The organism is Streptomyces profundus (assembly GCF_020740535.1).
Classification (GTDB): Bacteria; Actinomycetota; Actinomycetes; order Streptomycetales; family Streptomycetaceae; genus Streptomyces; species Streptomyces profundus.
This window is the reverse complement of sequence record NZ_CP082362.1, coordinates 842,651-865,551: the sequence shown is the minus strand read 5'-3', so window position 1 is coordinate 865,551 and position 22,901 is coordinate 842,651. Positions and strand designations below refer to the sequence as shown.

Below are 22,901 nucleotides of genomic sequence, written 5' to 3'. Positions count from 1 at the left end.
GTGGCTGCAACTCCCGTCGTCGTCGCCATCGATGGCCCCTCCGGCACCGGCAAGTCGAGCACCTCGAAGGCGGTGGCCGCCCGCATGGGGCTGCGCTATCTGGACACCGGCGCCCAGTACCGGGCCATCACCTGGTGGATGCTGAACGCCGGGATCGACGTCGACGACCGCGACGCGGTGGCCGCGGCGGCCGGCAAGCCGACCATCGTCTCGGGCACCGACCCGCTGGCGCCCACCATCGTCGTGGACGGCACGGATGTCGCGGCGCCCATCAGGGGCCGGCAGGTCACCGGCGCGGTCAGCGCGGTGAGCGCGGTGCCCGAGGTGCGCACCCGGATCACCGAGCTGCAACGTTCCATCGCCGCCGAGGCGCGCGACGGCATCGTGGTGGAGGGCCGGGACATCGGCACCACCGTGCTGCCCGACGCCGAGGTGAAGATCTTCCTGACCGCCTCCCCCGAGGTGCGGGCGGCCCGGCGGAGCGCCGAGCTGGCGGGCAAGCCGGGCGCCGCGGCCGAGGTGGCCGCCACCAGGGCCGCGCTCCTCAAGCGGGACGCGGCCGACTCGGGCCGCACCACGTCGCCGTTGGCCAAGGCCGATGACGCGACCGAGGTGGACACCAGCGAGCTGACCCTTGAACAGGTCATCGAATGCGTGGTCACCCTCATCGAGGAACGGGGGCGGCGGTCGCGATGACCCCATCCGGCGCCGGCGGCGCCGTGGCAGGGCGCAGGCTGGCGCTCGGCGTGGTGCGCTCCCTGTGGCGCCCCCGGGTGCTGGGCGCCTGGCGGATGCCGCCGGCCGGCCCGCTGATCCTGGCCGTCAACCACACCCACAACGTGGACGGCCCCGTGCTGCTGGGCACCGCCCCGCGACCGGTGCGCTTCCTGGTGAAGCGGGAGGCGTTCGTCGGCCCGCTGGGCCCGTTCCTGCGCGGTGTCGGCCAGCTCTCCGTCGACCGTGGGGAGATCGACCTGGGCGCCGTGCGCGGCGCCCTTAGGGTGCTCGACGACGGCGAGGTGCTGGGCGTCTTCCCCGAGGGGACGCGCGGCGACGGCGACTTCTCCTCGGTGCGGGCCGGCGTCGCCTACTTCGCGCTGCGCTCCGGGGCGCCGATACAGCCGGTCGCCGTGCTGGGCGGCGCGGAGCGGGCGAGCCGGCTGATCCCCGCGCTGCCCCGGCTGCGCGGGCGCCTGGACGTGGTCTTCGGCGAGCCCTTCACGGTGGCGGCGCCCGGGGGAAGCAGGCGCGGTCGGGCCGCGTTGGACGGGGCGAAGGGCGTCATCCAACGGCGCCTCGCGGCCCATCTGCGGGAGGCGAGGCACCTCACCGGCAGGTGAGGGAGACTTGACGGCCCCGCCACCGATCGCGGGCCGCACCCACCAGCGACACCATCAGCGACACGTCAGCGACACAGGACGACAGACGGACGAGGTAGACGTACGCCATGAACGACCAGAACCCCCCAGGCGCCGTGGACGGGCCGAGCGACGGGCAGGCGGCTGGCCATGGCGCGCTCGGCGACGCCGAGTACGACGAGTTCCTGCGGCTGGCCGAGCGCGAGGGCTTCGAGGCCGAGGAGATCGAGGGCGAGCTGGCCGCCGCCGCGTCCGGGCCGCTTCCCGTGCTGGCCGTGGTCGGCCGCCCCAACGTGGGCAAGTCCACTCTGGTCAACCGGATCCTGGGCCGCCGCGAGGCGGTCGTCGAGGACCGTCCGGGAGTCACCAGGGACCGCGTCACCTACGAGGCCGAGTGGGCCGGGCGCCGCTTCAAGGTGGTGGACACCGGCGGCTGGGAGCAGGACGTCCTCGGCATCCAGGCGTCCGTGGCGGCCCAGGCCGAGTTCGCCATCGAGGCCGCCGACGCGGTGGTGCTGGTGGTGGACGCCACGGTCGGCGCCACCGACACCGACGCGGCGGTGGTGAAGCTGCTGCGCAAGGCGGGCAAGCCGGTGGTGCTCTGTGCCAACAAGGTGGACGGGCCCAACATGGAGGCCGAGGCCGCCTATCTGTGGTCCCTCGGCATGGGCGAGCCGCACCCGGTCTCGGCGCTGCACGGCCGAGGCACGGGCGACATGCTGGACGCGGTGCTGGAGGCGCTGCCCGAGGCGCCCGAGCAGACCTTCGGCGACGCGGTGGGCGGCCCCCGCCGGATCGCCCTGATCGGCCGGCCGAACGTCGGCAAGTCCTCGCTGCTGAACAAGGTGGCCGGCGAGGACCGGGTGGTGGTGGACGCCGTCGCCGGCACCACCAGGGACCCGGTGGACGAGCTGATCGAACTGGGCGGCAAGACCTGGCGCTTTGTCGACACCGCGGGCATCAGGCGCCGGGTGCACCTCCAGGGCGGCGCGGACTACTACGCCTCGCTGCGCACCGCCGCGGCCCTGGAGAAGGCCGAGGCCGCCGTGGTGCTGATCGACGTCACCGAGCCGATCAGCGTGCAGGACACCCGCATCATCACCATGGCGGTCGACGCGGGCCGCGCCCTGGTGATCGCCTACAACAAGTGGGACACGCTGGACGAGGAGCGCCGCTACTACCTGGAGCGGGAGATCGAGCAGGAGCTGGTCCGGGTGCGCTGGGCGCCCCGGGTCAACATCTCGGCGCGCACGGGCCGGCACATGGAGAAGCTGGTCCCCGCCGTGGAGACGGCGCTCGCCAGCTGGGAGAGCCGGGTGCCCACCGGGCGCCTCAACGGCTTCCTGGGCGAGCTGGTGGCCAGCAACCCGCACCCGGTGCGCGGCGGCAAGCAGCCGAGGATCCTCTTCGGCACCCAGGCCGGCACCAGCCCGCCGCGGTTCGTGCTCTTCTCCTCCGGCTTCCTGGAGGCGAGCTACCGCCGCTTCATCGAGCGGCGGCTGCGCGAGGAGTTCGGCTTCGAGGGGACGCCCATCCAGATGTCGGTGCGGGTGCGGGAGAAGCGCGGCCGGAACAAGTGACGCGGGCGCACCCGCGGTTCAGTGCTCGCCGTGCGGCTCGGGGGACGAGCCGGCGGGCAGCTCGGCGCGGGCGGCGGGCAGCGATCGGTAGTCCAGATGGCGCCAGCTGCTCAGGCCGACCCCACGGATCGTGTTGAACCCGACGAACCCCAGCTCCTCCTCGCCGCTGCGGTCGCCGGGCAGCGCCCGGAACAGCCGGCGGTACTCGGCGCACAGCGCGTCGTAGATCGGCGTGGCCGACCCACCGCCCGCCCGTTCGTAGGGTGCCCGCATGCCGGGGATGGCGGCGGACGCGGGGCGGAGGGACTGCGCGGATCGCTGGGGCTCATAAGGGTGCACGCCCAACCCAACGACCGGCCGGGGCGCCGGATGCGGCCCCGCCCCGCCGTGTACACGATCGCCTCAGGAACGCCCGGCCCCTCGGCCCTCCCGCCGGGAGGGCCGAGGGGCCCGAGCTCGGGTGCCAGGGGGCGTCAGGTGCCGGCCAGCGGCATCGCGGCGGCCACCAGCAGTCCGCCGGCCGCGGCCTTCTCCAGCGCCTCCCGCAGCAGGTCCTCGCGCGGCTGCTGTCCGATGGTGCCGGCGGGCGCCGCGTAGACGAACACCGTGTGCCGCTGGTTGGCGCTGGCCCGCCAGCCGTCAGTGACCGACAGCGGCTCGTGCGCCTGCCACCAGGCGCTGGCGTCACCGCCCGCCGGGTCGTTCTGTAGCACCGCGTGCAGCTTGCCCATGGCCAGCAGCACGGACCAGCCGCTGAGCACGCTGGGCGCCCTGGCGACATCCGTCACTGGCATGAAGCCGCCCTCGATCAGCAGCGGCAGGAAGTCGTCACCAGGGCCCTGGGAGCCGGGGCGCACGATCGGCGCGGTGGGCTCCACGACGATCGCTGGGAAGAGTTCGTCGTCGATCAGGATCTGGCCGCAGGTGACACCGAGCACGGCCTGCCCGCGCCCGGCCTCGCCGCCCTGCCCCGGCTGGGTCTCGCCGGTGATGGAGCGCACCGCGCCGCGCAACTGCTCCTCCGAGACGGAGACCACCTGGGAGGGGATGCAGGAGGCGTGGGCGAAGGCGAGCACGGCGGTCTCGCCGCCCACGAACAGCACGGTGCTGGTGCGTTCCTGGGAGGTGTTGCCGGGGGTGCGGCAGGAGGTGCAGTCGTAGGCGCCCGGGGCGTTCTCGCCGGCGAGCAGCCGTTCGGCTTCTTCGTCGCCGATCTCGGCGCGTACGTCGTCGCTGACGTCGAGCAAGGGGGACACGGTCGCTCCTCGGTTCGGGTTCTCCCCGCCGTCACGGCGGGTGCCCCGTGCACAACGGCCCGAGACGCGCCCGGGTCACGCGCTTCCGTGAATCCGCGGGATCGCCCCGGCGGCCCCCGGCGCGCGTTCGGGACCGCCGGCATAAACCCGGCGTTCACCGAGGTTCACCTGGGGCGTGAATTCCGCGTGTCCCGAATACCGTCCTTCCGGTCGTCGGAAAAGCGGACCGATAACCCATCGAGGCGGCGCGCCGGGTAATTCCAGATGGCCCGCCAATAGGCCGCCGGGGCGTTCCCCTGAAGGGGCGAAAGAGCGGGTGGTTGTGACACAAGCGTGACAGTCCGCCGCTCCCCACGGGACTTCCGGGGGGTGGCGGGCAGGCCGTACGGTGTGGCCATGCCATCCCTTCCGAAGCCGCCCAAGTCCCCCGACGACGACCCGGACGCCTATCTGGGCCTGGCCGCCGACCGGGCCGAGGAACGTGCCAGGGGGCGCGGCTGGCGCACGGTGCGCCGGCTGGCCCCCGACGCCGTGGTCACCATGGAGTTCATGCCCGGCCGGATCAACTTCGCGGTACAGGACGGCTCGGTGGTGCGCTGCTGGCGCGGCTGAGGCCGCCCCGCCGCCGGCCCGCCCGGGCTCAGCGCCGGCTGGCCGGGCCGACCGGCTGCTCCGGGTGCGCGGGATGCGGCCGGGTGGCGCCCGGGGGCCGCAGCCCCACCTTCGACAGCCGCCCGGCGCCCGACCGCCCCGCGGCGACCGCGGGCTCGGCGCGCGGCCGGGGCTCCTCCTCCCCGCGCGCCGAGGCGGTCAACACGGTCGGCCGCACCTCGATCGTCGGCAGCTCCCTCGGCTTCGGCCGGGTGCGGCGCAGGCCGTCCCAGTACCGCAGCAGGGTGGCGTCGGCCTTGATGATCAGCGGCTCGCACCACGGCAGCGCCAGCAGGATCAGCAGGCCGGCCGCCCAACCGAGCAGCACGTCGCTCACCCAGTGGGTGCCCAGGTAGACGGTGGTGCCGCCGACGCCGAGGGCGAAGACAGCGGCGATCACCGAGAGGGTCCTGCGGGCGGTCGGGGTGGTGGCCAGATAGGCGAGGATGCCCCAGGTCACCACGGCGTTGGCGGTATGGCCCGAGGGAAATATATCCCCGGTCAGCCACATCTCGTTGGAGCCGATCGAGGTCGCGTAGTGCGGGCCCTCCCGGCCCATGCCCAGCTTGGCGGCGCCCACCGAGAGGTTGAGGAGCAGCAGCGCCGTGGCCATCACCAGCAGCGGGCGCAGCGTGCGCTGCCGCCAGCAGCGCCAGCCGAGCCAGGCCGCGATCAGCACCGCGGTGGGGCCGCGCTGGCCCAGCACCACGAAGTAGTCGAGGAAGGCGTGCAGCTCGGGCCACTGCTTGTAGGGCCGGAAGAGCATGACCTGCCAGTCCAGCCGGACCAGCCAGGAGGTGGTGCAGACCGCCGCCACGATGGCCGCGTAGATGCTCGCGGTGAGCCACAGCACGCCGAGGCGCGTGGGGCTCATAACAGGGGGCGGCACGTCCGGCGGACGTGCCTCCTGTTCGAGGCGGGCGAAGAATCGGTCGATGCGCACTCTCGCAAGATTACCGCCAGTGATACCCGACTTCCTCCCGTGGCCCGCCTTCGTAATGGCGATGTGATGTGATCGGGACCGACCAAGCCCCCGGCTTTCTCTCCGGTTTACCAATTCCACCGTGATCGGATAAGCCGTCATCAGGCTTTTCGCGAGCCCGTTCATCTGTTTTTCCCGGGGTTCGAACGGTGAACGGGACCGGGCCCGTCGGGTGGCCGGCGTGGCCTGCCGTAGGCTGTCCCCCCGTCTGCCCTCCGCACCACGCCCGCGCCCGCGCGACGTCGGGGTTCCCCCGTGGCCGTGAGGGGTGTGTCGCCGCGCGACGGATGAGACGGAGGGGTCGCATGTCCGGGGTTCCCCAACCCGGATGCCCCGCCACCGAGCGGACCCGCTGGACGGTTCTGGTGGTGCTGTGCGTCAGCCTGTTCCTGGTCGCCGTCGACGCCACGGTGCTGCATGTGGCGGTGCCGGCCGTCAGTGCGGACCTGCGGCCCGACGGGGTCGAGCTGCTGTGGATCGTCGACGCCTACCCGTTGGTCTGCGCCTCGTTGCTGATCCTCTTCGGCACCCTGGGCGACCGGATCGGCCGCCGCCGGGTGCTGCTGATGGGCTACGGATGCTTCGGTGTGGCCTCCGCCCTCGCGGCGCTCGCCGACGGCGCCCACGCGCTGATCCTGGCCCGCGCGCTGCTCGGCGTCGGCGGGGCCATGATCATGCCGGCCACGCTCTCCATCCTGCGGCAGGTCTTTCCCGACCGGCGGGAGCGGGCCGTGGCCATCGGCATCTGGAGCGCGGTCGCGGCGGTGGGCGCCGCGATCGGGCCGCTCGTCGGCGGGCTGCTGCTGGAGCACTTCTGGTGGGGCTCGGTCTTCGTGGTCAACGTCCCGCTGATGGCCGCCTGCCTGCCGGTGGCCTGGCTGCTGGTGCCGGAGTCGACGGGCGACGGCTCGGGTCCCTTCGACGTGCGCGGCGCGCTGCTCGCGGCCACCGGCCTCTTCTCGGCGATCCTGGCCGTCAAGCGGGCCGGCGGCGGGGACCTGGCGACCCCAGGGACGCTGCTGGCCGCCGCGCTCGGCGCCGCGCTGCTTGTGGCCTTCGTGCGCCGTCAACGGGCCGCCGAACGCCCGTTGTTGGACCTGTCCGCGTTCGCCAGGCCGGCCTTCGGCGCCTCGGTCGGCTGTGTGGTGCTCACGGTGCTGGCCCTGGTCGGCCTGGCCCTGGTGGCCGCGCAGTATCTACAGCTCGTCCTCGGCCTGTCCCCGCTCCAGACGGGCCTGCGGCTGCTGCCGCTGAGCCTCGCGGCCATCACCGCGGGGCTGCTCGGCTCCCGGATGCTGCTGTGGCTGGGGCCACGGGCCATGGTCGCCGGGGGCTTCGCGCTGACCGTGCTCGCGGTGTTCCTGCTGACCGGCTTGGACGAGACCGACCGTCCGGTGCTGCTCGGCGTCGGTTTCGTGCTGCTCGGCTTCGGCCTGGAGACCACCCTCTTCGGCGCCTACGAGTCCCTGCTCAGCGACGTCCCGGCGGCGCAGGCCGGGGGAGCGGCGGCCGTCGGCGAGACCGCCTACCAGTTCGGCGCCGGGATCGGGATAGCGCTGCTCGGCAGCGTGATGAACGCGCTCTACGGTCCCTCCGTGCGCCAAGTGGACGGGGTCGGCCCGGCCGAGGCGGAGGCCGCCGGGCACTCGTTGGGCGAGGCGCTCGGGGTGGCCGACCGGCTGGAGGGGCCGGTGGCCGAGGCGTTGCGCTCATCGGCCAGGGACGGCTTCGTGCACGGGATGCGGATGACGCTGCTGACCAGCGCGGCGCTGCTGCTGCTCGGCGCGCTGGCGGCGCTGCGGCTGCCCAGGGCGCTGGACGGGACGAGGGACGGGACGCCGGACGGTGTCGACGCGTCGGGTGGCGGCCCCTTGCCGACTCGGGTTACCCGCCCGTAACGTCGGCGGCGCTCGCCTCCACCCGCAGCGAAGGGCCGCACCCCAGATGCCGGACGACAAGCCGTCAGCCACCCCACCCGCCTTCGACCCCGCCGACCCGCTGGGGCTCGACGAGCTGCTCGCGCCCGACGATCTGGCCGTGCGGGACACGGTCAGGCGCTGGGCCGCCGAGCGGGTCTCGCCCCGGGTGGCCCAGTGGTTCGAGCGCGGGGCGCCCGACGACCCCCGGGGGCTGGCGCGCGAGTTGGGGGCGCTCGGCGCCCTGGGCATGACGCTCGACGGCTATGGCTGTGCCGGTGCCTCCGCGGTCCAGTACGGCCTGGTCTGCCTGGAGTTGGAGGCGGCCGACTCGGGCGTCAGGTCGCTGGTCTCGGTGCAGGGCTCGCTGGCGATGTACGCGATCCACCGGTTCGGCTCCGAGGAGCAGCGCCTGCGCTGGCTGCCGAGGATGGCCACGGGGGAGGCGATCGGCTGCTTCGCGCTGACCGAGCCCGACCACGGCTCGGACCCGGCCGGGATGCGCACCCGCGCCGAGCGGGACGGCGACGACTGGGTGCTGACGGGCCGCAAGATGTGGATCACCAACGGCTCGCTGGCGGAGGTCGCGGTCGTCTGGGCCAGGGCCGAGGACGGCGTCCGGGGCTTCGTGGTGCCGACCGACCGGCCAGGGTTCACGGCCAACGACATCCCGCACAAGGCATCGTTGCGCGCCTCCGTCACCAGTGAGCTGGTGCTGGACGGGGTGCGGCTGCCGGCGGACGCCGCGCTGCCGGGGGCGCGCGGGCTGCGCGCCCCGCTCGGCTGTCTGGCGCACGCCCGCTACGGCATCGTCTGGGGCGCGCTGGGCGCGGCCCGCTCCTGTGTGGAGACGGCGCTGGAGTACGCGCGGACCCGCGAGCAGTTCGGCCGGCCCATCGGCGGCTTCCAACTGACCCAGGCCAAGCTCGCCGACATGGTGCTCGAACTGCACAAGGGCCTGCTTCTCGCGCTGCACCTGGGCCGCCGGATGGACGCCGGCCGGCTGCTCCCCGAACAGGTCAGCTTCGGCAAGCTGAACAACGTCAGGGAGGCGCTGGCGATCTGTCGGAGCGCCAGGACGATCCTGGGGGCGAACGGGATCTCGTTCGAGTACCCGGTGATGCGGCATATGGCGAACCTGGAGTCGGTGCTCACCTACGAGGGCACCAGCGAGATGCACCAACTGGTACTGGGGAAGGCCCTCACGGGGCTCGACGCCTTCCGCTGACCGCGTGGTCCCGGTGGGACTTTCGCGGCCCCCGGGCCCGGGGGGCCCGGGGAGACCCCCGCCTCCGGCGGACGGGCGCCATGGCACGGCGGCCTTCTCCTGGGCGTTCGGAAGCAGCCTTCGGCCCGGTGGGCCGGGTCCTTGGACGGTGTCCCGCGGGTGCGGGATCTGCGGCTTGTTGTGCGAGTCGGCCGAGGTGGACGGAACCGCGGTCCGCTGCGCGCTGGCGTATCTCCGAGCTCTCCGAAGGGCGCTCCCACCCCGGTACGAGGCTTCCCTCGGCATCGCCCGGGGCGATCCACGTGGTGGTGTTCCTCTCGGTCTCCGCGGAGTTGGGCCCGCGTCCGGGTGGGGGTTTTCCTCGGCATCGTCCCCGTTCCGGTCCACGTGGTGGCGTTTCTCCGGAGCGTCCGGGTGGGGGTTTTCCTCGGCATCGTCCCCGTTCCGGTCCACGTGGTGACGTTTCTCCAAAGCGTCCGGGCGGGGGTTTTCCTCGGCATCGCCCGGGTCCGTCAGCGTGGTGACGTTCCTCCGGAGCGCCCGGAGGGTTTTCCTCGGCATCGCCCGGGTCCGTCAGCGTGGTGGCGTTTCTCCGGAGAGCCCGGGGGGTCCCTCGGCATCGCCCGGTCGGGTGCGTGGTGGTGTTTCTCCGGAGCGCCCGGAGGGCTTCCCTCGGCATCGCCCGGGGCGATCCACGTGGTGGTGTTTCTCTCGGTCTCCGCGGAGCTGGGCCTGAGCCCGGGCCGGGCGACGGGTGACGGGCGCTGGTCGCTCCGTGACGGTGTTCTCCCGATCCCCCGTACCGGTCCGCGCGTGTGGCGGGGGTGTCGGCGCCCCCGCCGACACCCCCGCCACACGCGCCCGCTGACGCCCCCCGCGCAGGGGTCAGCTCTGGTTGAAGAAGCCGCCGTCGTCGGCGCGCCTCGGGTCCTCGGAGACCACGTCGTAGGTGTCGGGCGTCAGCAGGAAGACCCGGTTGGCGACCCGCTTGATGGTGCCGCGCAGACCGAAGTTGAGGCCGGCGGCGAAGTCCACCACGCGCTTGGCGTCGGCGGTCTCAAGGGACGTCAGGTTGATCACCACGGGGATGCCGTCCCGGAACAGTTCGCCTATGCGCCGGGCGTCCCGGAAGTTCTCCGGAGTGACCATCGCGATGCGGCTGCCCTGTTCCTCGGCCGCCTTGGCCGCGACCCGCAGACGCGGGTCGGTCGTCCATGGCGCGGGGCCGTTCCCGGTCTCGGGCCCCTCGGAGTACTCGTCGTCGTAGTAACGCATCTCGCGGTCATCGACGAGGCCCAGCCAGGCGCTGGCCTTTCGTACCGATCCCATGGTCGCCTCCTCTCCTGACGCGGCCTCTACCCATCCGCATGCCTATCGTCGTCCATGATGCGGATGTTGTGCCATGTGGATACCTGCCTGTTACGAGTTTCGTGACGGTTCTGGTGCATTCGACGTGCCGTCCCATCAGGGATGTTGCGGTGACGGACGGCTGACGGAGAGTGAGTCGCCCTCCGGCGGCCAAACGGGTGAAGTCGAGCCTGGTGGCCGAAAGGCGTTCTTGGCAACCGGCCGGTATGTGAAGAAGATTCGACCAGCGCTTGTCAGGGGCATGGCAAATCCTGCTGCTCCTGACCACGCCTCACGGACCCGTTCACCCAGCGGGTCCCTCGATTCCTTGACTGGAGGAAGTACGTGAGTTTGAAGCGCACCAACCCCCACAGCCGCAAGTCCCGCCGCATCGGGCTGATCGCCGCGGTGACGGGGCTGCTGGCAGCCACCGCCCTCGCCCTGCCGGGCTCCGCGCAGGCCGAGGAGGCCCGGGTCTTCTCCAGCGCCGAGCTGACCGTCGCCGGGGACGCCGTGCTGGAGGCGGACGTCGCCGGTACCGCCTGGCTGGTGGACCGCGAGTCCAACACCCTGCGCGTCACCGTGGACGAGACCGTTTCGGACGCGGCGATCGCGGAGATCAGCGAGCGTGCCGGCGAACTGTCGTCCGCTATCACCTTCGAGCGCACCGAGGGCAAGATCCAGCGCCTGCTGGCCGGCGGCGACGCCATCTACGCCTCCGCCGGCTGGCGCTGCTCCGCCGGCTTCAACGTGCGGATCGGCAGTGCGGACTACTTCCTGACCGCCGGCCACTGCACCGAGGGCCTGCCGGGCTGGTACACCAACTCCAGCCAGAGCACCTACATAGGCCCCAGCATCGACGCCAGCTTCCCGGGCGACGACTACGGCCTGGTGCGCTACGACTCCTCCGTGCCCCGGCCGGGCGTGGTGAACCTCTACAACGGCACCACCCGTGACATCACCGGTGCGGCCAACGCCACCATCGGGCTGTCCGTGCAGCGCAGCGGCAGCACCACGGGCCTGAGCGGCGGCAGCGTGACCGGTCTCAACGCCACCGTCAACTACGGCGGCGGGGACATCGTCTCCGGTCTGATCCAGACCAACGTCTGCGCCGAGCCCGGCGACAGTGGTGGCCCGCTCTTCTCGGGGAACACCGCGATCGGCCTGACCTCGGGTGGCAGCGGCAACTGCTCCATCGGTGGAACGACCTTCTTCCAGCCGGTCGTCGAGGCCCTGAACGACTACGGGGCGACGATCCTCTGAGTCCCACACCCCTGCCCGCGCCATTCGGGGAGCATCCCCTGATCGCCGCGCCGGGACGCTCGCTCACTGCCCCCACCCGGGATCGGGTGGGGGCAGTGAGGCATTCAGGGGGCGCACGCGTGCCGTTCTTCGTTACGCGTTGGGAAAAAGGTGACCACGGTGAGGAGCTGGGTGGGCATCACCGATGCTTTTCAGACAGGTCTACTCCACCCCCAGGGGGGTGAACGCGACCATGCGCGCGGGTACGGGGCGCCCTTGTTCGGCTGACTGGGCGTCTCCCGTCGGGGAAATGGGGAGTGTTCTCGCCGGTTTACGCGCATTACCCGCACCGGTGTGATGATCTGGTCGGGGCAGGAACTTGTCCTTGTGTGGCCCGGGGTGTGCTGGGAATACTCGCCGGTACCGCTTGGCATGGACGTGACGGACCACTCAGAGGTCCGAACCGCGTCGGTGCTCTCTCCGGAGCGAAGGCTCCAACCCCCACAGGAGGAAAAAGCGTGACACAACGACGCAAGTCAACCCGGCGCGTCACCATTGCCGCCGCCGGCGTGGCAGCCCTCTTCGCCGGCTCGTTCGCGGTGGCCCAGGCCAGCGCCGAGCCCGCGGCGAGCGGGACCGCCGCCCCGAGCGTGCTGTCCTCGGCCGAGGCCGGAACGCTCGCCACCACCCTGGTCGATCAGCTGGGCGAGTCGGCCTCCGCCGGCAGCTACTTCGACGCCGAGTCCGGGACCCTGGTGGTCAACGTGCTCGACGAGAGCTCGGCCGACGTCGTCACGGCGTCCGGCGCCGAGGCCCGGGTGGTCGAACACAGCCTGGACACCCTGAACGAGGTGATGACCGAGGTCGAGGCGTTCGCCGTGCCGGGCACCTCCTGGTCCGTCGATCCGCTGAGCAACTCGGTCCAGGTCAAGGTGGACTCCACCGTGGCCGCCGACGACCTCGCCGGCATCGAGCGGGGCGTCGCCGAACTCGGCGAGCTGGCCCGACTGAACACCGTGGCGGGGGAGTTCCAGCCCTTCCTCGCCGGTGGTGACGCGATCTACAGCTCGGGCGCGCGCTGCTCGCTCGGCTTCAACGTCACCGCGGGTGGCACGGACGGCTTCCTCACGGCCGGCCACTGCGGCAGCGTCGGCAGCACCTGGGCGGCCTCCTCGGGCGGCTCCGCCGTGGGCACCCTGACCCAGGGCGAGTTCCCCGGCGGCGACTACGCGTTGGTCGAGTACACGACCAGCACGGACAACCCGAGCGAGGTGAACCGCTACGACGGCACCACCCAGCAGATCACCGGCGCCGCCGAGGCGGTCGTCGGACAGTCGGTGGAGCGCTCCGGCTCCACCACCGGGCTGCACGGCGGCGAGGTGGTCGCGACCGACGTCGCGGTCAGCTACCCGCAGGGCACGGTCTACGGCACCATCGAGACCAACGTCTGCGCCGAACCGGGCGACAGCGGCGGCGCGTTGTTCGCCGGCAGCGACGCGGTCGGCCTGACCTCGGGCGGCAGCGGCAACTGCTCCTCCGGTGGCGTCACCTTCTTCTACCCCGTGACGGACGCGCTGTCCCAGGTGGGCGCTAGCATCCCGTAACGAGAAGCGCACGGCCCGACCGCCGAGGCGGTCGGGAGCACCGCGACGCAGTCAAGGCCCCCGGCCCCACACCGGCCGGGGGCCTTGACGTCGTGACATGCCGGCGGGCGCGGCGCCCAACGGCGAGGGGGAGTAGGCGTGTTCGGAATCATCAGGCCCTGCCGGCATCGGCTTTCCGAGGGGTTGCGGGACGAGTGGCTCGGCCATCTGTGCGGGCTCTGCCTCGCGTTGCGCCGAACCCATGGGCAGGCGGCGAGGATGGCGACCAACTACGACGGCCTGCTGATATCGGTGCTCCACGATGCCCAGTCGGCCGCCGAGCCCGGGAGCAACCGGCGCACCGCGGGGCCCTGTCCGCTGCGCGGGATGCGCACGGCCCGGGTGGCCGCGGGCGAGGGGGCCCAGCTGGCGGCGGCCGTCTCGCTGGTGCTGGCCTCGGCCAAGATCAGGGACCATGTGCTGGACGGGGACGGCCTGTTGCGGCGGCGGGCGCTGGCCGCCGCGGCCACCAGGGTGGCCAGGAGCTGGGACGGCGCCGGCGCCCGAGGCGGCGCACGGGCCGGCTTCGACACGGCGCTGCTGGTGGACGCCGTGGCGCGGCAGCAGTCGATCGAGTCGCTCACCGGCCGTGGCAGCCCGCTGCTCACCGTCACCGAGCCGACCGAGACGGCGACGGGCGCGGTCTTCGCGCACACCGCGCGGCTCGCGGGCCGCCCCGGCAACGCGCCGGCGTTGGCCGAGGCGGGCCGGCTCTTCGGCCGGTTGGCGCATCTGCTGGACGCGGTCGAGGATCTCGCGGCCGACCGCGCGGCCGGCCTGTGGAACCCGATCGACATCACCGGTACCCCGCTCCCCGAGGTGCGTCGGCTCTGCGACGACGCGGTGCACGGGGTCCGACTGGCGCTTAACGACGCGGAGTTCACCAACGGCCGGCTCGCGCACGTCCTGTTGGTGCACGAGCTGGCCGAGGCGGTGGACCGGACGTTCGGCGCCGCCTGTGGGCACGCGTCCCCCGCCGCCTCGGCGCCCTTCGGAGCGCCGCAGGAGCCGCCCCCGGTCCGGCGCGGCCCGGTGGCCGGCTGCGTGGTCTGGGCGGGCCTCTTCTGCACCTGCCAGATCTGCTGCCGCTCGGAGTACCAGGATCCGTGGAACGGCAAGCGGCGCGAGGGCTGGTGCGGCAAGGCGAACTGCTGTGACTGCTGCGACTGCTGCCGGTGCTGCGACGGAGGGGGGAAGGGCTGCGACTGTTGCTCCTGCGACTGCTGAGGCGCGCCCGGGGAGCACGGCACGGGCGCGGGCAGCCGCGCGACACGCCTCCTTGTGGAGCAATGCCCAGGTCAGGGTGGAGATACAGGGTGTGATCTTCCCGTTCAGTTCTTCCTTACCGAGGGGTACACCCATGCGTCTTCGCACCGCTGCGGCTGCCACCGCCGTTGCCTGCACCGTCGTTCTCGGCGCCGGCTCGGCCGCTGTCGCCTCCGAGCTGCCCGTCCAGCCGCAGTCGTCCGACAAGGGTCATCACAAGGGCGACAAGCACGACAAGGGCGACAAGAAGGGGAAGGGCGGCGGCCACCACGGCGACACCGAGGCCGAGATCGGCGCCATCGGGTTCGCCGCGGGCTCGCCCGGCGTGCTCTCCGGGAACGTCATCCAGATCCCGATCCACATCCCCGTCAACGTGTGTGGCAACAGCATCAACGTCATCGGCCTGCTGAACCCGGCCATCGGCAACGTCTGCGTCAACGACTGACCTGACGACACCGCCTGACGGAACGAAGGAGGCCCACCCCCGGATCGAGGGGGGTGGGCCTCCGCCGTGTGCGCCGCCGGTCAGCCGCGTTCGGCCGCGACCAGCTCGGCGATCTGCACCGCGTTCAGCGCCGCGCCCTTGCGGAGGTTGTCGCCCGAGACGAAGAGGGACAGCCCGTTCTCCACCGTCTCGTCCCGGCGCAGCCGGCCGACGTAGCTGACGTCGCCGCCCGCCGCCTGTAGCGGGGTGGGGATGTCGGAGAGCGCCACGCCCTCCGCCTCGGCCAGCAGCTCACGCGCCTGACGGGGGGAGAGGGGGCGCGCGAACCGGGCGTTGAGCTGGAGCGAGTGCCCCGTGAAGACCGGGACCCGCACACAGGTGCCGGAGACCGGGAGCCCGGGGATCTCCAGGATCTTGCGGGTCTCGTTGCGGAGCTTCTGCTCCTCGTCGGTCTCCTCCAGGCCGTCGTCCACGATCGAGCCGGCCATCGGCAGCACGTTGAAGGCGATGGGCCGCAGATACTGCTCGGGGGCGGGGAACTCGACGGCCGTGCCGTCGAAGGTGAGCGATGTCGGATCCTGGCCCAGCGCGGCCTTGACCTGGTTGTTCAGCTCGGCGACCCCGGACAGTCCGCTGCCCGAGACGGCCTGGTAGGTGGTGGCGACCAGCGCCACGAGATCGGCCTCCCGGTGCAGCGGCTTGAGCACCGGCATGGCCGCCATGGTGGTGCAGTTCGGGTTGGCGATGATGCCCTTGGGCCGGTCCGCCACGGCGTGCGGGTTGACCTCGGAGACCACCAGCGGCACCTCGGGGTCCATCCGCCAGGCCGACGAGTTGTCGATCACCACGGCGCCGGCTGCGGCGACCTTCTCGGCGAGGGCCTTCGATGTGCCCTTGCCCGCTGAGAAGAGCACCACATCGAGATCGGAGTAGTCCGCGCTGGTGGCGTCCTCCACGGTGACCTCGCCGTCCTGCCACGGCAGGGTGCGACCGGCCGACCGCGCGGAGGCGAACAGGCGCAGCCGTTCCACCGGGAACTTCCGTTCGGACAGAATCCCGCGCATCACGGTGCCGACCTGTCCGGTGGCTCCGACGATCCCGATCTTCATGGGGCTCCTCACCTCGTTTGTTCATGTCCCGACCGTTACCTCCTACCCTGCCCGGTCCCACACGTGGCAGCCAACTGTTTGACGCTGGTCACACTCCCCGGCGGGGGCGCGGTCGTTTCGGCGGGGAGGTCCCGCGTGGAGGTTCCGAAGGGAAGTAACGCCGTCGTAACGCGTCCGATCTAACCTCCAACAGCCAGGTCCCCGGGCCGCCCAGGGCCCTACGACGGTGAGGTGGAAGCGTGCAACTGACCCCGCACGAGCAGGAGCGCCTGTTGATCCATGTCGCCGCCGACGTGGCCGAGCGCCGTCGGGCGCGCGGGCTGCGGCTCAACCATCCGGAGGCGATCGCGCTGATCACGGCGCATGTGCTGGAGGGGGCCAGGGACGGGCGCACCGTCGCGGAGCTGATGGAGTCGGGCCGTCGGGTGCTCGGCCGCGCCGAGGTGATGGACGGGGTGCCCGAGATGATCCACGACGTGCAGGTCGAGGCGACCTTCCCGGACGGCACCAAGCTCGTCACGGTGCACGAGCCCGTCAGCTGACGCCGCCGACGGCGGCTTTCGTATCCGACCGGTGCCCGAACCAGGGCCCGGAGAAGGGCCGATCGACGTGATCCCAGGAGAGATCCTCTTCGCGGAGACACCGGTGCCGTTGAACGAGGGCGCCCCCGTCACCCGCCTCGCCGTGCGCAACGTCGGCGACCGGCCCGTGCAGGTCGGTTCGCACTACCACTTCGCCGAGGCCAACCCCGGCCTGACGTTCGACCGCGCGGCGGCCTGGGGGCAGCGGCTCGGCATCGCGGCCGGCACGTCCGTGCGGTTCGAGCCCGGCATCCCCGTCGAGGTGGAGCTGGTCCCGCTGGCGGGCCGGCGCGTGGTGCCGGGGCTGCGCGGCGCGGCCGGCGGCCCGCTGGACGGCGCGGGAGAGGCCGACCATGGCTGAGCTGACCAGGCAGCGGTACGCCGACCTCTTCGGACCGACCACGGGCGACCGGCTGCGGCTGGCCGACACCGATCTGCTGATCGAGATCGAGGACGACCTCAGCGGCGGCCCGGGACGGGCGGGGGACGAGGCGGTCTTCGGCGGCGGCAAGGTGATCAGGGAGTCCATGGGACAGTCCCGCGCCACCCGCGCCGAAGGCACCCCCGACACCGTGATCACCGGCGCGGTCGTGCTGGACCACACCGGCATCGTCAAGGCCGACCTCGGGATCAGGGACGGCCGGATCACCGCGCTCGGCAAGGCGGGCAACCCGGACACCATGGACGGGGTGCACCCCGAGTTGGTGATCGGCCCTGAGACCGAGGTGATCGCGGGGAACGGGCGGATCGTCACCGCCGGCGGGATCGACGCGCATGTGCACTTCATCGCCCCCGGCATCGCCGACGAGGCGTTGGCCTCCGGCATCACCACGCTGGTCGGCGGCGGCACCGGGCCGGCCGAGGGCTCCAAGGCGACCACCGTCACGCCCGGCTCCTGGCATCTGGAGCGGATGCTGGCGGCGCTCGACGGGCTGCCGCTCAACATCGGGCTCCTCGGCAAGGGCAACACCGTCTCGGCCGACGCGATGCGCGCCCAACTGCGGGGCGGCGCCGTGGGGTTCAAGATCCACGAGGACTGGGGCGCCACCCCGGCGGCGATCGACGCCTGTCTCACGGTCTGCGAGGCCACCGGGGCCCAGCTGGCCATCCACACCGACACCCTCAACGAGGCCGGCTTCGTCGGCGACACGCTGGCGGCCATCGCGGGCCGGACCATCCACGCGTACCACACCGAGGGCGCCGGCGGCGGGCACGCGCCCGACATCATCACGGTCGTCTCCGAGCCGCACGTGCTGCCCAGCTCCACCAACCCGACCCGGCCGCACACCGTCAACACCGTCGACGAGCACCTCGACATGCTGATGGTCTGCCACCACCTCAACCCGTCCGTGCCCGAGGACCTGGCCTTCGCCGAGTCGCGGATCAGGCCGTCCACCATCGCCGCCGAGGACGTGCTGCACGATCTGGGCGCGATCTCCATCATCTCGTCCGACTCGCAGGCGATGGGCCGGGTCGGCGAGGTGGTGCTGCGCACCTGGCAGACGGCGCATGTGATGAAGCGGCGGCGCGGCGCCCTGCCGGGCGACGGGCGGGCGGACAACCTGCGCGCCCGTCGCTATGTCGCCAAGTACACGATCAACCCGGCGATCGCGCAGGGGCTCGACGGCGAGATCGGGTCCGTCGAGCCGGGCAAGCTGGCCGATCTGGTGCTCTGGGAGCCGGCGTTCTTCGGTGTCAAACCGCTACTGGTGCTCAAGGGCGGCCAGATCGCCCACGCGCGGATGGGCGATGCCAACGCGTCCATCCCCACCCCGCAACCCCAACTGGCCAGGCCGATGTTCGGCGCGCTGGGCCGCGCGCCGGCCGGGAACTCCGTCACCTTCGTCACCGAACTCGCCCTGGCGGACGGCCTGGACCGGCGGCTGGCCGAACGGTATGGGGTGGGCAAGCCGCTGGTGCCGATCCGCGACACCAGGCGGCTGACCAAGGCGGACATGCGGCTCAACGACGCCAGGCCCGAGGTGCGGGTTGACCCCGACAGCTTCACCGTCACCGTCGACGGCGAGCCGATCACCCCCGAGCCGGCCGAGGAACTGCCCATGGCCCAGCGCTACTTCCTCTTCTGACGCTGTTCCTGGTCCTGTTCCTGATTTCCTGATTCCGACCGCATGCTGAGCGAGGCGAGGACGATGAGTGCGGGAGCCGCCCTGCTGCTGCTCGCCGATGGCCGGTTCCCGGCCGGCGCGCACGCCCACTCGGGGGGCGCGGAGGCGGCGGTGCGCGCCGGCCGGATCAGCGACCCCGCGTCGCTGACCGCGTTCTGCCGGGGACGGCTGCACACCGCGGGCCAGGTCGCCGCCGCGCTGGCCGCCGCGGCCAACGCCGGCGCCGAGCCGGCCGGCCTCGACGCGGCGGCTGACGCCCGCACCCCCTCGCCCGCGCTGCGCGCGGTCGCCCGCCGCCTCGGCCGCCAGCTGCTGCGCGCGGCCCGCGCCACCTGGCCGGCCGAGGAGTGGGACGCGCTGGCCGCCGCCCACCCGGGCGGCCTGCACCAGCCGGTGGTGCTCGGCCTGGTCGGCCGGGCCGCTGGGCTCGGCCCGGGGGACGTGGCGCTGGCCGCCTGCTACGACGCGGTCAGCGCGCCGGCCACCGCCGTGGTGCGGCTGCTCGGCCTCGACCCCTTCGACGCCACCGCCACGCTCGCCGAGCTCGCCCCCGAGCTGGACGAGGTGGCGGCGCTGGCGGTGCGGGCCGCCGAGGAGTACCCCGCGCTGGGCGCCGAGGCGCTGCCGGCCGGCGCGGCGCCGCTGCTGGAGATCGCCGCCGAACAGCACGCCGACTGGCCGGTGCGCCTCTTCGCCTCCTGACCTCAGCCCCGAACAGCCTTGATCCGTGAAGGAGTTCGCCGTGCACCGCGATCATCCCGAGAGCTATCCCCAGCGCCACACCTACCGGGCCGCCGATCCCCGCCGGCCCGACGGCAGCCGGCGGGCCCTGCGCGTGGGGCTCGGCGGGCCCGTCGGCTCGGGCAAGACCGCCACCGTCGCCGCGCTCTGCCGGGCGCTGCGCGAGCGGCTCGCCATCGCGGTGGTCACCAACGACATCTACACCCGCGAGGACGCCGACTTCCTGCTGCGCAACGCGGTCCTGCCGGCCGAGCGGATCGCGGCCGTGGAGACCGGCGCCTGTCCGCACACCGCGATCAGGGACGACATCTCGGCCAACCTGGAGGCGGTCGAGGAGCTGGAGGCCGCCACCGGGCCCCTCGATCTGGTGCTGGTGGAGTCCGGCGGGGACAACCTCACCGCCACCTTCTCCCGTGGCCTGGTCGACGCGCAGATCTTCGTGATCGACGTGGCGGCGGGCGACGACATCCCGCGCAAGGGCGGCCCCGGGATCACCACGGCCGATCTGCTGGTCGTCAACAAGACGGACCTGGCCCCGCATGTGGGCTCCGACCTGGCCGCCATGGCCCGCGACGCCAGGGCGCAACGCGGCGAGCTCCCCGTGGTGTTCACCTCGCTGACCGCCGAGGACGGGGTGGCGCCGATCGCCGCCTGGGTGCGGGAACGGCTCACCGCCTGGCACGCCGTGCCGGCGGCCGGTGCCGGGGTGTGACCGGCAGGGCCGCCGTCGCCGCGCACGCCAGGATCGTCGCCGCGCCCGGCGGCGCGCTGCCGGTGCTGGCCGGCGACGGGCCGCTGGCGGTGCGCCGCACCCGCGCCGACGACCCCTCGTTCAGCCAGGTCACGCTGGTGGGGGCGATGAGCGCGCCGCTCGGCGGGGACCGGATCGAGCTGACGGTCGAGCTGCTGCCCGGGGCCGCGCTGCGCGTCACCTCGGCCGCCGCCACCATCGCGCTGCCCGGACGGGACCCCGTCCCCGCGCGCTACCGGATCACGTTGCGGGTCGGCGCGGGGGCCGTCCTGCACTGGATGCCGGAGCCGCTGATCTCCGCCGCCGGCAGCGAGCTGCGCCAGCTGACCCGGGTCGAACTGGCGCCCACCGCCCGGCTTCTGCTGCGGGAGAGCGTGGTGCTGGGCCGGGCCGACGAGGAGCCGGGCCGGCTGGCCAGCCGGCTGACGGTGGTCCGCGACGGCCGCCCGCTGCTCGACCAGGAGCTGCGCTGCGGCCCCGACGCGCCGGGCTGGGACGGCGGCGCGGTGCTGGACGGGAACCGCGCGGTCGGCCAACTCCTGGTGGTCGACCCGGCGTTGGACGGCCAACAGGCCGCGCCCAGGCTGCTGGGCGAGGGCGCGGTGTGCGCGCCCCTGGCCGGCCCCGCCACCCTGACCAGCGCGGTCGCCCCCGACGCCCTGGCCCTGCACCGCGCGCTGGCCAACGCGTAGCCCTCCGGGGGCGGGGCGTGGCCCCCCGCGGGCGACGCCCGGCGACCGGCGTGGGGAACGTTCGCTCAGCCGTCGTCGGGCGGCGAGGATCCGCCGGAGCGCCGCCGGTGGTCGCTGGGTGGGACGCCGTAGCGGACGCGGAAGGCGCGGCTGAAGTGGAAGGCGCTGACGAAGCCGGCCGAGGCGGCCACCCTGGCGACCGTCAGCTCGGTCTCCTCCAACAGCCGGGCGGCGTGCCGCAGTCTGGCCTCCCGCAGGGCCCGCATCGGCGGCACGCCGAGCTGCTCGGCGAACAGGTGCGCCATCCGGGACGGCGACAGCGCCACCGGCGCCGCCAGCGACGCCAGGGTGTGCGGCGCGCCCGGGTCCGCCGCGATCAGCGCGGCGACCCGCCGCACCCGGGGGTCGACGCCGTCCGTCGGCGAGCGGGCGCCGGCCAGCAGCACGATCTCCTCCACCGCGCCGAGCGCCAGCTCGCGCGCGGCCGAGCCGTGCGCGACCGCGGCCCGTCCCGGCTCCGCCGCCGGCTCGGGCGGCGGCGGAGCCCCGTAGCCGGACCAGCGGGCGTCGGACCGCATCCGGGCGAAGGCGCCGGCGATCCGCTCCCGGTTGGCCTCGGGCACCGGGCTGACCGCGTAGAGCCGTCCTTCGGCGATCCGATGCGGCCTGAGCCAGTCGCCCCAGCCCGGCCTGGCCTGGCAGTGCACCCACCAGAACGCCCAGCGCTCGGCGTCCGGCGCCACCGCGTACCGGTGCGGGGCGCGCGGCCCGAGCACCACCAGGTCCCCCGGCGCCGCCCGCGCCTCGGCCGGTCCCTGGCTCAGCTCGCCATGGCCGGCGACGGTCCAGGTGAAGAGCCAGCTGTCCGCGCCGCGCGGCCGGTGCACCGCGTAGCCGGGGCGCTCGTCGAAGTAGCCGACGGTCAGCAGCCCCGGCGGCGGGCCAGCGGCTTCGGGCAGGTGCGCGGCGGTCATGGGCATCCTCCTGGCCGTGGGGCGGGCCTACCGTCAAGAAACAGACATCAACGGACGTGACCAGACACTGATAGGGAGAGGGAGCGATCAGATGTCAACAGCAGAGAGGCAGATCCTGCCAGATGCCCAGGGGCTGCCGGCGGGGGAGCGGCAGCTCTTCCAGGAGCGGGGCTTCCTGGTGCTGCGCGGTCTCTTCGGCGCCGCCGAGATCGACGAGCTGCGGGCCGAGTTCGACGAGCTGGCCGAACGGGGCCCGGTGCCCGGGCACTTCGAACCCAGGGAGCCGGCCGCCGGCGAGCCGGACGATCCGCTGCTGTACCGGCCCCGGGTGATGCACCCGCACCGGATCAGCGCGCTGGCGCTGCGCTGGCTGCTGGACGCCCGGCTGCGCACGGTGCTCGAAGGGCTGCTCGGCGAGGAGCCGCTCGCCGCGCAGAGCATGTACTACTTCAAGCCACCGGGCGCCAGGGGACAGGCGCCGCACCAGGACAACTTCTATCTCCGGGTCGAGCCCGGCACCTGTGTGGCGGCCTGGATCGCCTGCGATCTGATCGACCGGGACAACGGTGGTCTTGAAGTGGTCCCCGGCACGCATGACATGGACCTCTTCTGTCCGGAAGAGGCCGATCCCACGCTGTCCTTTGTCCGCGAGTATGTCCCCCCGCCGCCTGGGCTCTCGTCGGTGCCGGTGGACATGGCCCCCGGGGACGTCCTCTTCTTCAACGGCAGCCTGGTGCACGGCTCGCAGCCCAACCGCACCACCGACCGCTACCGCCGCTCGTTCATCTGCCACTACGTCGGCCGCTCGGCCGAGCGGATCGGCGACTGGTACCCCACGTTGACGATGAGCGGTGAACGGGTCCGGCTGCCGGAGAGCGAGGGCGCGGGGCCCTGCGGCACCGAGTTCGACCAGGTCGGCCGGGACGCCCCGCACTGAGGCCCTGGCCGCCGGGGGCCGTGCGACGGCTGGCAGGATGAGGACGGCGGCGCCCGGCGGCGACGAGGGGGACGAG

The 22,901-nt window shown here is 73.1% G+C and carries 23 protein-coding genes; 17 read left to right on the top strand and 6 right to left on the bottom strand.

The features are described from left to right. From cmk to der, 3 genes are all read left to right on the top strand, one after another. Positions 1-696, top strand: a complete 696-nt coding sequence (cmk, locus tag K4G22_RS03830) for a (d)CMP kinase (protein ID WP_228078243.1) — start codon at positions 1-3, stop codon at positions 694-696. Beyond that, positions 693-1,340: a lysophospholipid acyltransferase family protein gene (locus K4G22_RS03825; protein ID WP_228078242.1), complete on the top strand. Its 648-nt coding sequence runs from the start codon at positions 693-695 to the stop codon at positions 1,338-1,340. Before cmk ends, K4G22_RS03825 begins: the two co-directional genes overlap by 4 nt. A 107-nt stretch (positions 1,341-1,447) precedes the next feature. After that, a complete protein-coding gene (gene der / locus K4G22_RS03820; RefSeq protein ID WP_228078241.1) occupies positions 1,448-2,938 on the top strand; it encodes a ribosome biogenesis GTPase Der in 1,491 nt (496 codons plus the stop codon). 18 nt (positions 2,939-2,956) lie between these two features. Here the strand turns inward: der and K4G22_RS31900 are convergent, their stop codons facing one another. Both K4G22_RS31900 and K4G22_RS03810 read right to left on the bottom strand, forming a co-directional pair. Beyond that, on the bottom strand, positions 2,957-3,211 hold the full coding sequence (locus K4G22_RS31900) for a hypothetical protein (protein WP_425336596.1): 255 nt from the start codon (positions 3,209-3,211) through the stop codon (positions 2,957-2,959). A 200-nt stretch (positions 3,212-3,411) separates the two neighbouring features. Beyond that, positions 3,412-4,194, bottom strand: coding sequence for a hypothetical protein (locus K4G22_RS03810; protein WP_228078240.1), 783 nt, complete (start codon positions 4,192-4,194; stop codon positions 3,412-3,414). A 396-nt stretch (positions 4,195-4,590) separates the two neighbouring features. On the opposite strand from K4G22_RS03810, the gene K4G22_RS03805 reads away from it, so the two are divergent. After that, a complete protein-coding gene (locus tag K4G22_RS03805; protein ID WP_228078239.1) occupies positions 4,591-4,806 on the top strand; it encodes an I78 family peptidase inhibitor in 216 nt (71 codons plus the stop codon). Between the two features lie 28 nt (positions 4,807-4,834). Here K4G22_RS03805 and K4G22_RS03800 read toward each other — a convergent pair whose 3' ends face one another. Beyond that, positions 4,835-5,719, bottom strand: a complete 885-nt coding sequence (locus K4G22_RS03800) for a phosphatase PAP2 family protein (RefSeq protein ID WP_228083935.1) — start codon at positions 5,717-5,719, stop codon at positions 4,835-4,837. A 413-nt stretch (positions 5,720-6,132) separates the two neighbouring features. Between K4G22_RS03800 and K4G22_RS03795 the strand changes: the two genes are divergently transcribed. Both K4G22_RS03795 and K4G22_RS03790 read left to right on the top strand, forming a co-directional pair. Further along, entirely contained in the window at positions 6,133-7,725 is a 1,593-nt protein-coding gene (locus K4G22_RS03795; RefSeq protein WP_228078238.1) for an MFS transporter, read from the top strand. Between the two features lie 46 nt (positions 7,726-7,771). Next, positions 7,772-8,971 carry an acyl-CoA dehydrogenase family protein gene (locus K4G22_RS03790; protein ID WP_228078237.1) on the top strand — a complete coding sequence of 400 codons (1,200 nt, stop codon included), beginning with the start codon at positions 7,772-7,774 and terminating at the stop codon, positions 8,969-8,971. Positions 8,972-9,856: 885 nt separating this feature from the next. On the opposite strand, the gene K4G22_RS03785 is transcribed toward K4G22_RS03790, so the two are convergent. Next, on the bottom strand, positions 9,857-10,300 hold the full coding sequence (locus K4G22_RS03785; RefSeq protein ID WP_228078236.1) for a cell division protein SepF: 444 nt from the start codon (positions 10,298-10,300) through the stop codon (positions 9,857-9,859). Between the two features lie 363 nt (positions 10,301-10,663). Between K4G22_RS03785 and K4G22_RS03780 the strand changes: the two genes are divergently transcribed. From K4G22_RS03780 to K4G22_RS31775, 4 genes are all read left to right on the top strand, one after another. Then, positions 10,664-11,581, top strand: coding sequence for a S1 family peptidase (locus K4G22_RS03780; RefSeq protein WP_228078235.1), 918 nt, complete (start codon positions 10,664-10,666; stop codon positions 11,579-11,581). 497 nt (positions 11,582-12,078) lie between these two features. Beyond that, complete coding sequence (locus K4G22_RS03775) at positions 12,079-13,164, top strand: S1 family peptidase (protein ID WP_228078234.1); 1,086 nt, start codon at positions 12,079-12,081, stop codon at positions 13,162-13,164. A 138-nt stretch (positions 13,165-13,302) separates the two neighbouring features. Beyond that, complete coding sequence (locus K4G22_RS03770) at positions 13,303-14,430, top strand: DUF5685 family protein (protein WP_228078233.1); 1,128 nt, start codon at positions 13,303-13,305, stop codon at positions 14,428-14,430. A gap of 217 nt (positions 14,431-14,647) precedes the next feature. Continuing rightward, positions 14,648-14,914, top strand: coding sequence for a chaplin (locus K4G22_RS31775; RefSeq protein ID WP_425336774.1), 267 nt, complete (start codon positions 14,648-14,650; stop codon positions 14,912-14,914). A gap of 80 nt (positions 14,915-14,994) precedes the next feature. Here the strand turns inward: K4G22_RS31775 and K4G22_RS03760 are convergent, their stop codons facing one another. Continuing rightward, positions 14,995-16,023, bottom strand: coding sequence for an aspartate-semialdehyde dehydrogenase (locus tag K4G22_RS03760; protein WP_228078231.1), 1,029 nt, complete (start codon positions 16,021-16,023; stop codon positions 14,995-14,997). 239 nt (positions 16,024-16,262) lie between these two features. Between K4G22_RS03760 and K4G22_RS03755 the strand changes: the two genes are divergently transcribed. The 6 genes from K4G22_RS03755 (at position 16,263) to K4G22_RS03730 (ending at position 20,914) form a co-directional block, all read left to right on the top strand. Next, a complete protein-coding gene (locus K4G22_RS03755; protein WP_228078230.1) occupies positions 16,263-16,565 on the top strand; it encodes an urease subunit gamma in 303 nt (100 codons plus the stop codon). Between the two features lie 67 nt (positions 16,566-16,632). Continuing rightward, complete coding sequence (locus tag K4G22_RS03750) at positions 16,633-16,965, top strand: urease subunit beta (protein ID WP_228078229.1); 333 nt, start codon at positions 16,633-16,635, stop codon at positions 16,963-16,965. Further along, positions 16,958-18,691, top strand: coding sequence for an urease subunit alpha (locus tag K4G22_RS03745; protein ID WP_228078228.1), 1,734 nt, complete (start codon positions 16,958-16,960; stop codon positions 18,689-18,691). Before K4G22_RS03750 ends, K4G22_RS03745 begins: the two co-directional genes overlap by 8 nt. Before the next feature lie 63 nt (positions 18,692-18,754). Beyond that, the gene (locus K4G22_RS03740) at positions 18,755-19,432 is read left to right on the top strand and encodes an urease accessory protein UreF (RefSeq protein ID WP_228078227.1); all 678 of its coding nucleotides are present in this window, start codon (positions 18,755-18,757) and stop codon (positions 19,430-19,432) included. A gap of 40 nt (positions 19,433-19,472) precedes the next feature. Beyond that, complete coding sequence (gene ureG, locus K4G22_RS03735; RefSeq protein WP_228083934.1) at positions 19,473-20,183, top strand: urease accessory protein UreG; 711 nt, start codon at positions 19,473-19,475, stop codon at positions 20,181-20,183. After that, a complete protein-coding gene (locus tag K4G22_RS03730) occupies positions 20,180-20,914 on the top strand; it encodes an urease accessory protein UreD (RefSeq protein WP_228078226.1) in 735 nt (244 codons plus the stop codon). The genes ureG and K4G22_RS03730 overlap by 4 nt, the downstream gene beginning before the upstream one ends. 65 nt (positions 20,915-20,979) lie before the next feature. Here the strand turns inward: K4G22_RS03730 and K4G22_RS03725 are convergent, their stop codons facing one another. Next, positions 20,980-21,888 carry a helix-turn-helix domain-containing protein gene (locus tag K4G22_RS03725; RefSeq protein WP_228078225.1) on the bottom strand — a complete coding sequence of 303 codons (909 nt, stop codon included), beginning with the start codon at positions 21,886-21,888 and terminating at the stop codon, positions 20,980-20,982. Positions 21,889-21,979: 91 nt separating this feature from the next. Here K4G22_RS03725 and K4G22_RS03720 point away from each other — a divergent pair, with 91 nt between their 5' ends. Further along, positions 21,980-22,825, top strand: a complete 846-nt coding sequence (locus K4G22_RS03720) for a phytanoyl-CoA dioxygenase family protein (RefSeq protein ID WP_228078224.1) — start codon at positions 21,980-21,982, stop codon at positions 22,823-22,825. Positions 22,826-22,901: the final 76 nt, after the last annotated feature.

Excerpts from the sequence above, each read along its gene's own strand:
- K4G22_RS03825 (WP_228078242.1), top strand. The coding sequence starts at position 693 with ATGACCCCATCCGGCGCCGGCGGCGCCGTGGCAGGGCGCAGGCTGGCG.
- der (WP_228078241.1), top strand. The coding sequence starts at position 1,448 with ATGAACGACCAGAACCCCCCAGGCGCCGTGGACGGGCCGAGCGACGGG.
- K4G22_RS31900 (WP_425336596.1), bottom strand. The coding sequence starts at position 3,211 with ATGCGGGCACCCTACGAACGGGCGGGCGGTGGGTCGGCCACGCCGATC.
- K4G22_RS03805 (WP_228078239.1), top strand. The coding sequence starts at position 4,591 with ATGCCATCCCTTCCGAAGCCGCCCAAGTCCCCCGACGACGACCCGGAC.
- K4G22_RS03800 (WP_228083935.1), bottom strand. The coding sequence starts at position 5,719 with ATGAGCCCCACGCGCCTCGGCGTGCTGTGGCTCACCGCGAGCATCTAC.
- K4G22_RS03795 (WP_228078238.1), top strand. The coding sequence starts at position 6,133 with ATGTCCGGGGTTCCCCAACCCGGATGCCCCGCCACCGAGCGGACCCGC.
- K4G22_RS03790 (WP_228078237.1), top strand. The coding sequence starts at position 7,772 with ATGCCGGACGACAAGCCGTCAGCCACCCCACCCGCCTTCGACCCCGCC.
- K4G22_RS03785 (WP_228078236.1), bottom strand. The coding sequence starts at position 10,300 with ATGGGATCGGTACGAAAGGCCAGCGCCTGGCTGGGCCTCGTCGATGAC.
- K4G22_RS03760 (WP_228078231.1), bottom strand. The coding sequence starts at position 16,023 with ATGAAGATCGGGATCGTCGGAGCCACCGGACAGGTCGGCACCGTGATG.
- K4G22_RS03745 (WP_228078228.1), top strand. The coding sequence starts at position 16,958 with ATGGCTGAGCTGACCAGGCAGCGGTACGCCGACCTCTTCGGACCGACC.
- K4G22_RS03740 (WP_228078227.1), top strand. The coding sequence starts at position 18,755 with ATGAGTGCGGGAGCCGCCCTGCTGCTGCTCGCCGATGGCCGGTTCCCG.
- K4G22_RS03725 (WP_228078225.1), bottom strand. The coding sequence starts at position 21,888 with ATGACCGCCGCGCACCTGCCCGAAGCCGCTGGCCCGCCGCCGGGGCTG.
- K4G22_RS03720 (WP_228078224.1), top strand. The coding sequence starts at position 21,980 with ATGTCAACAGCAGAGAGGCAGATCCTGCCAGATGCCCAGGGGCTGCCG.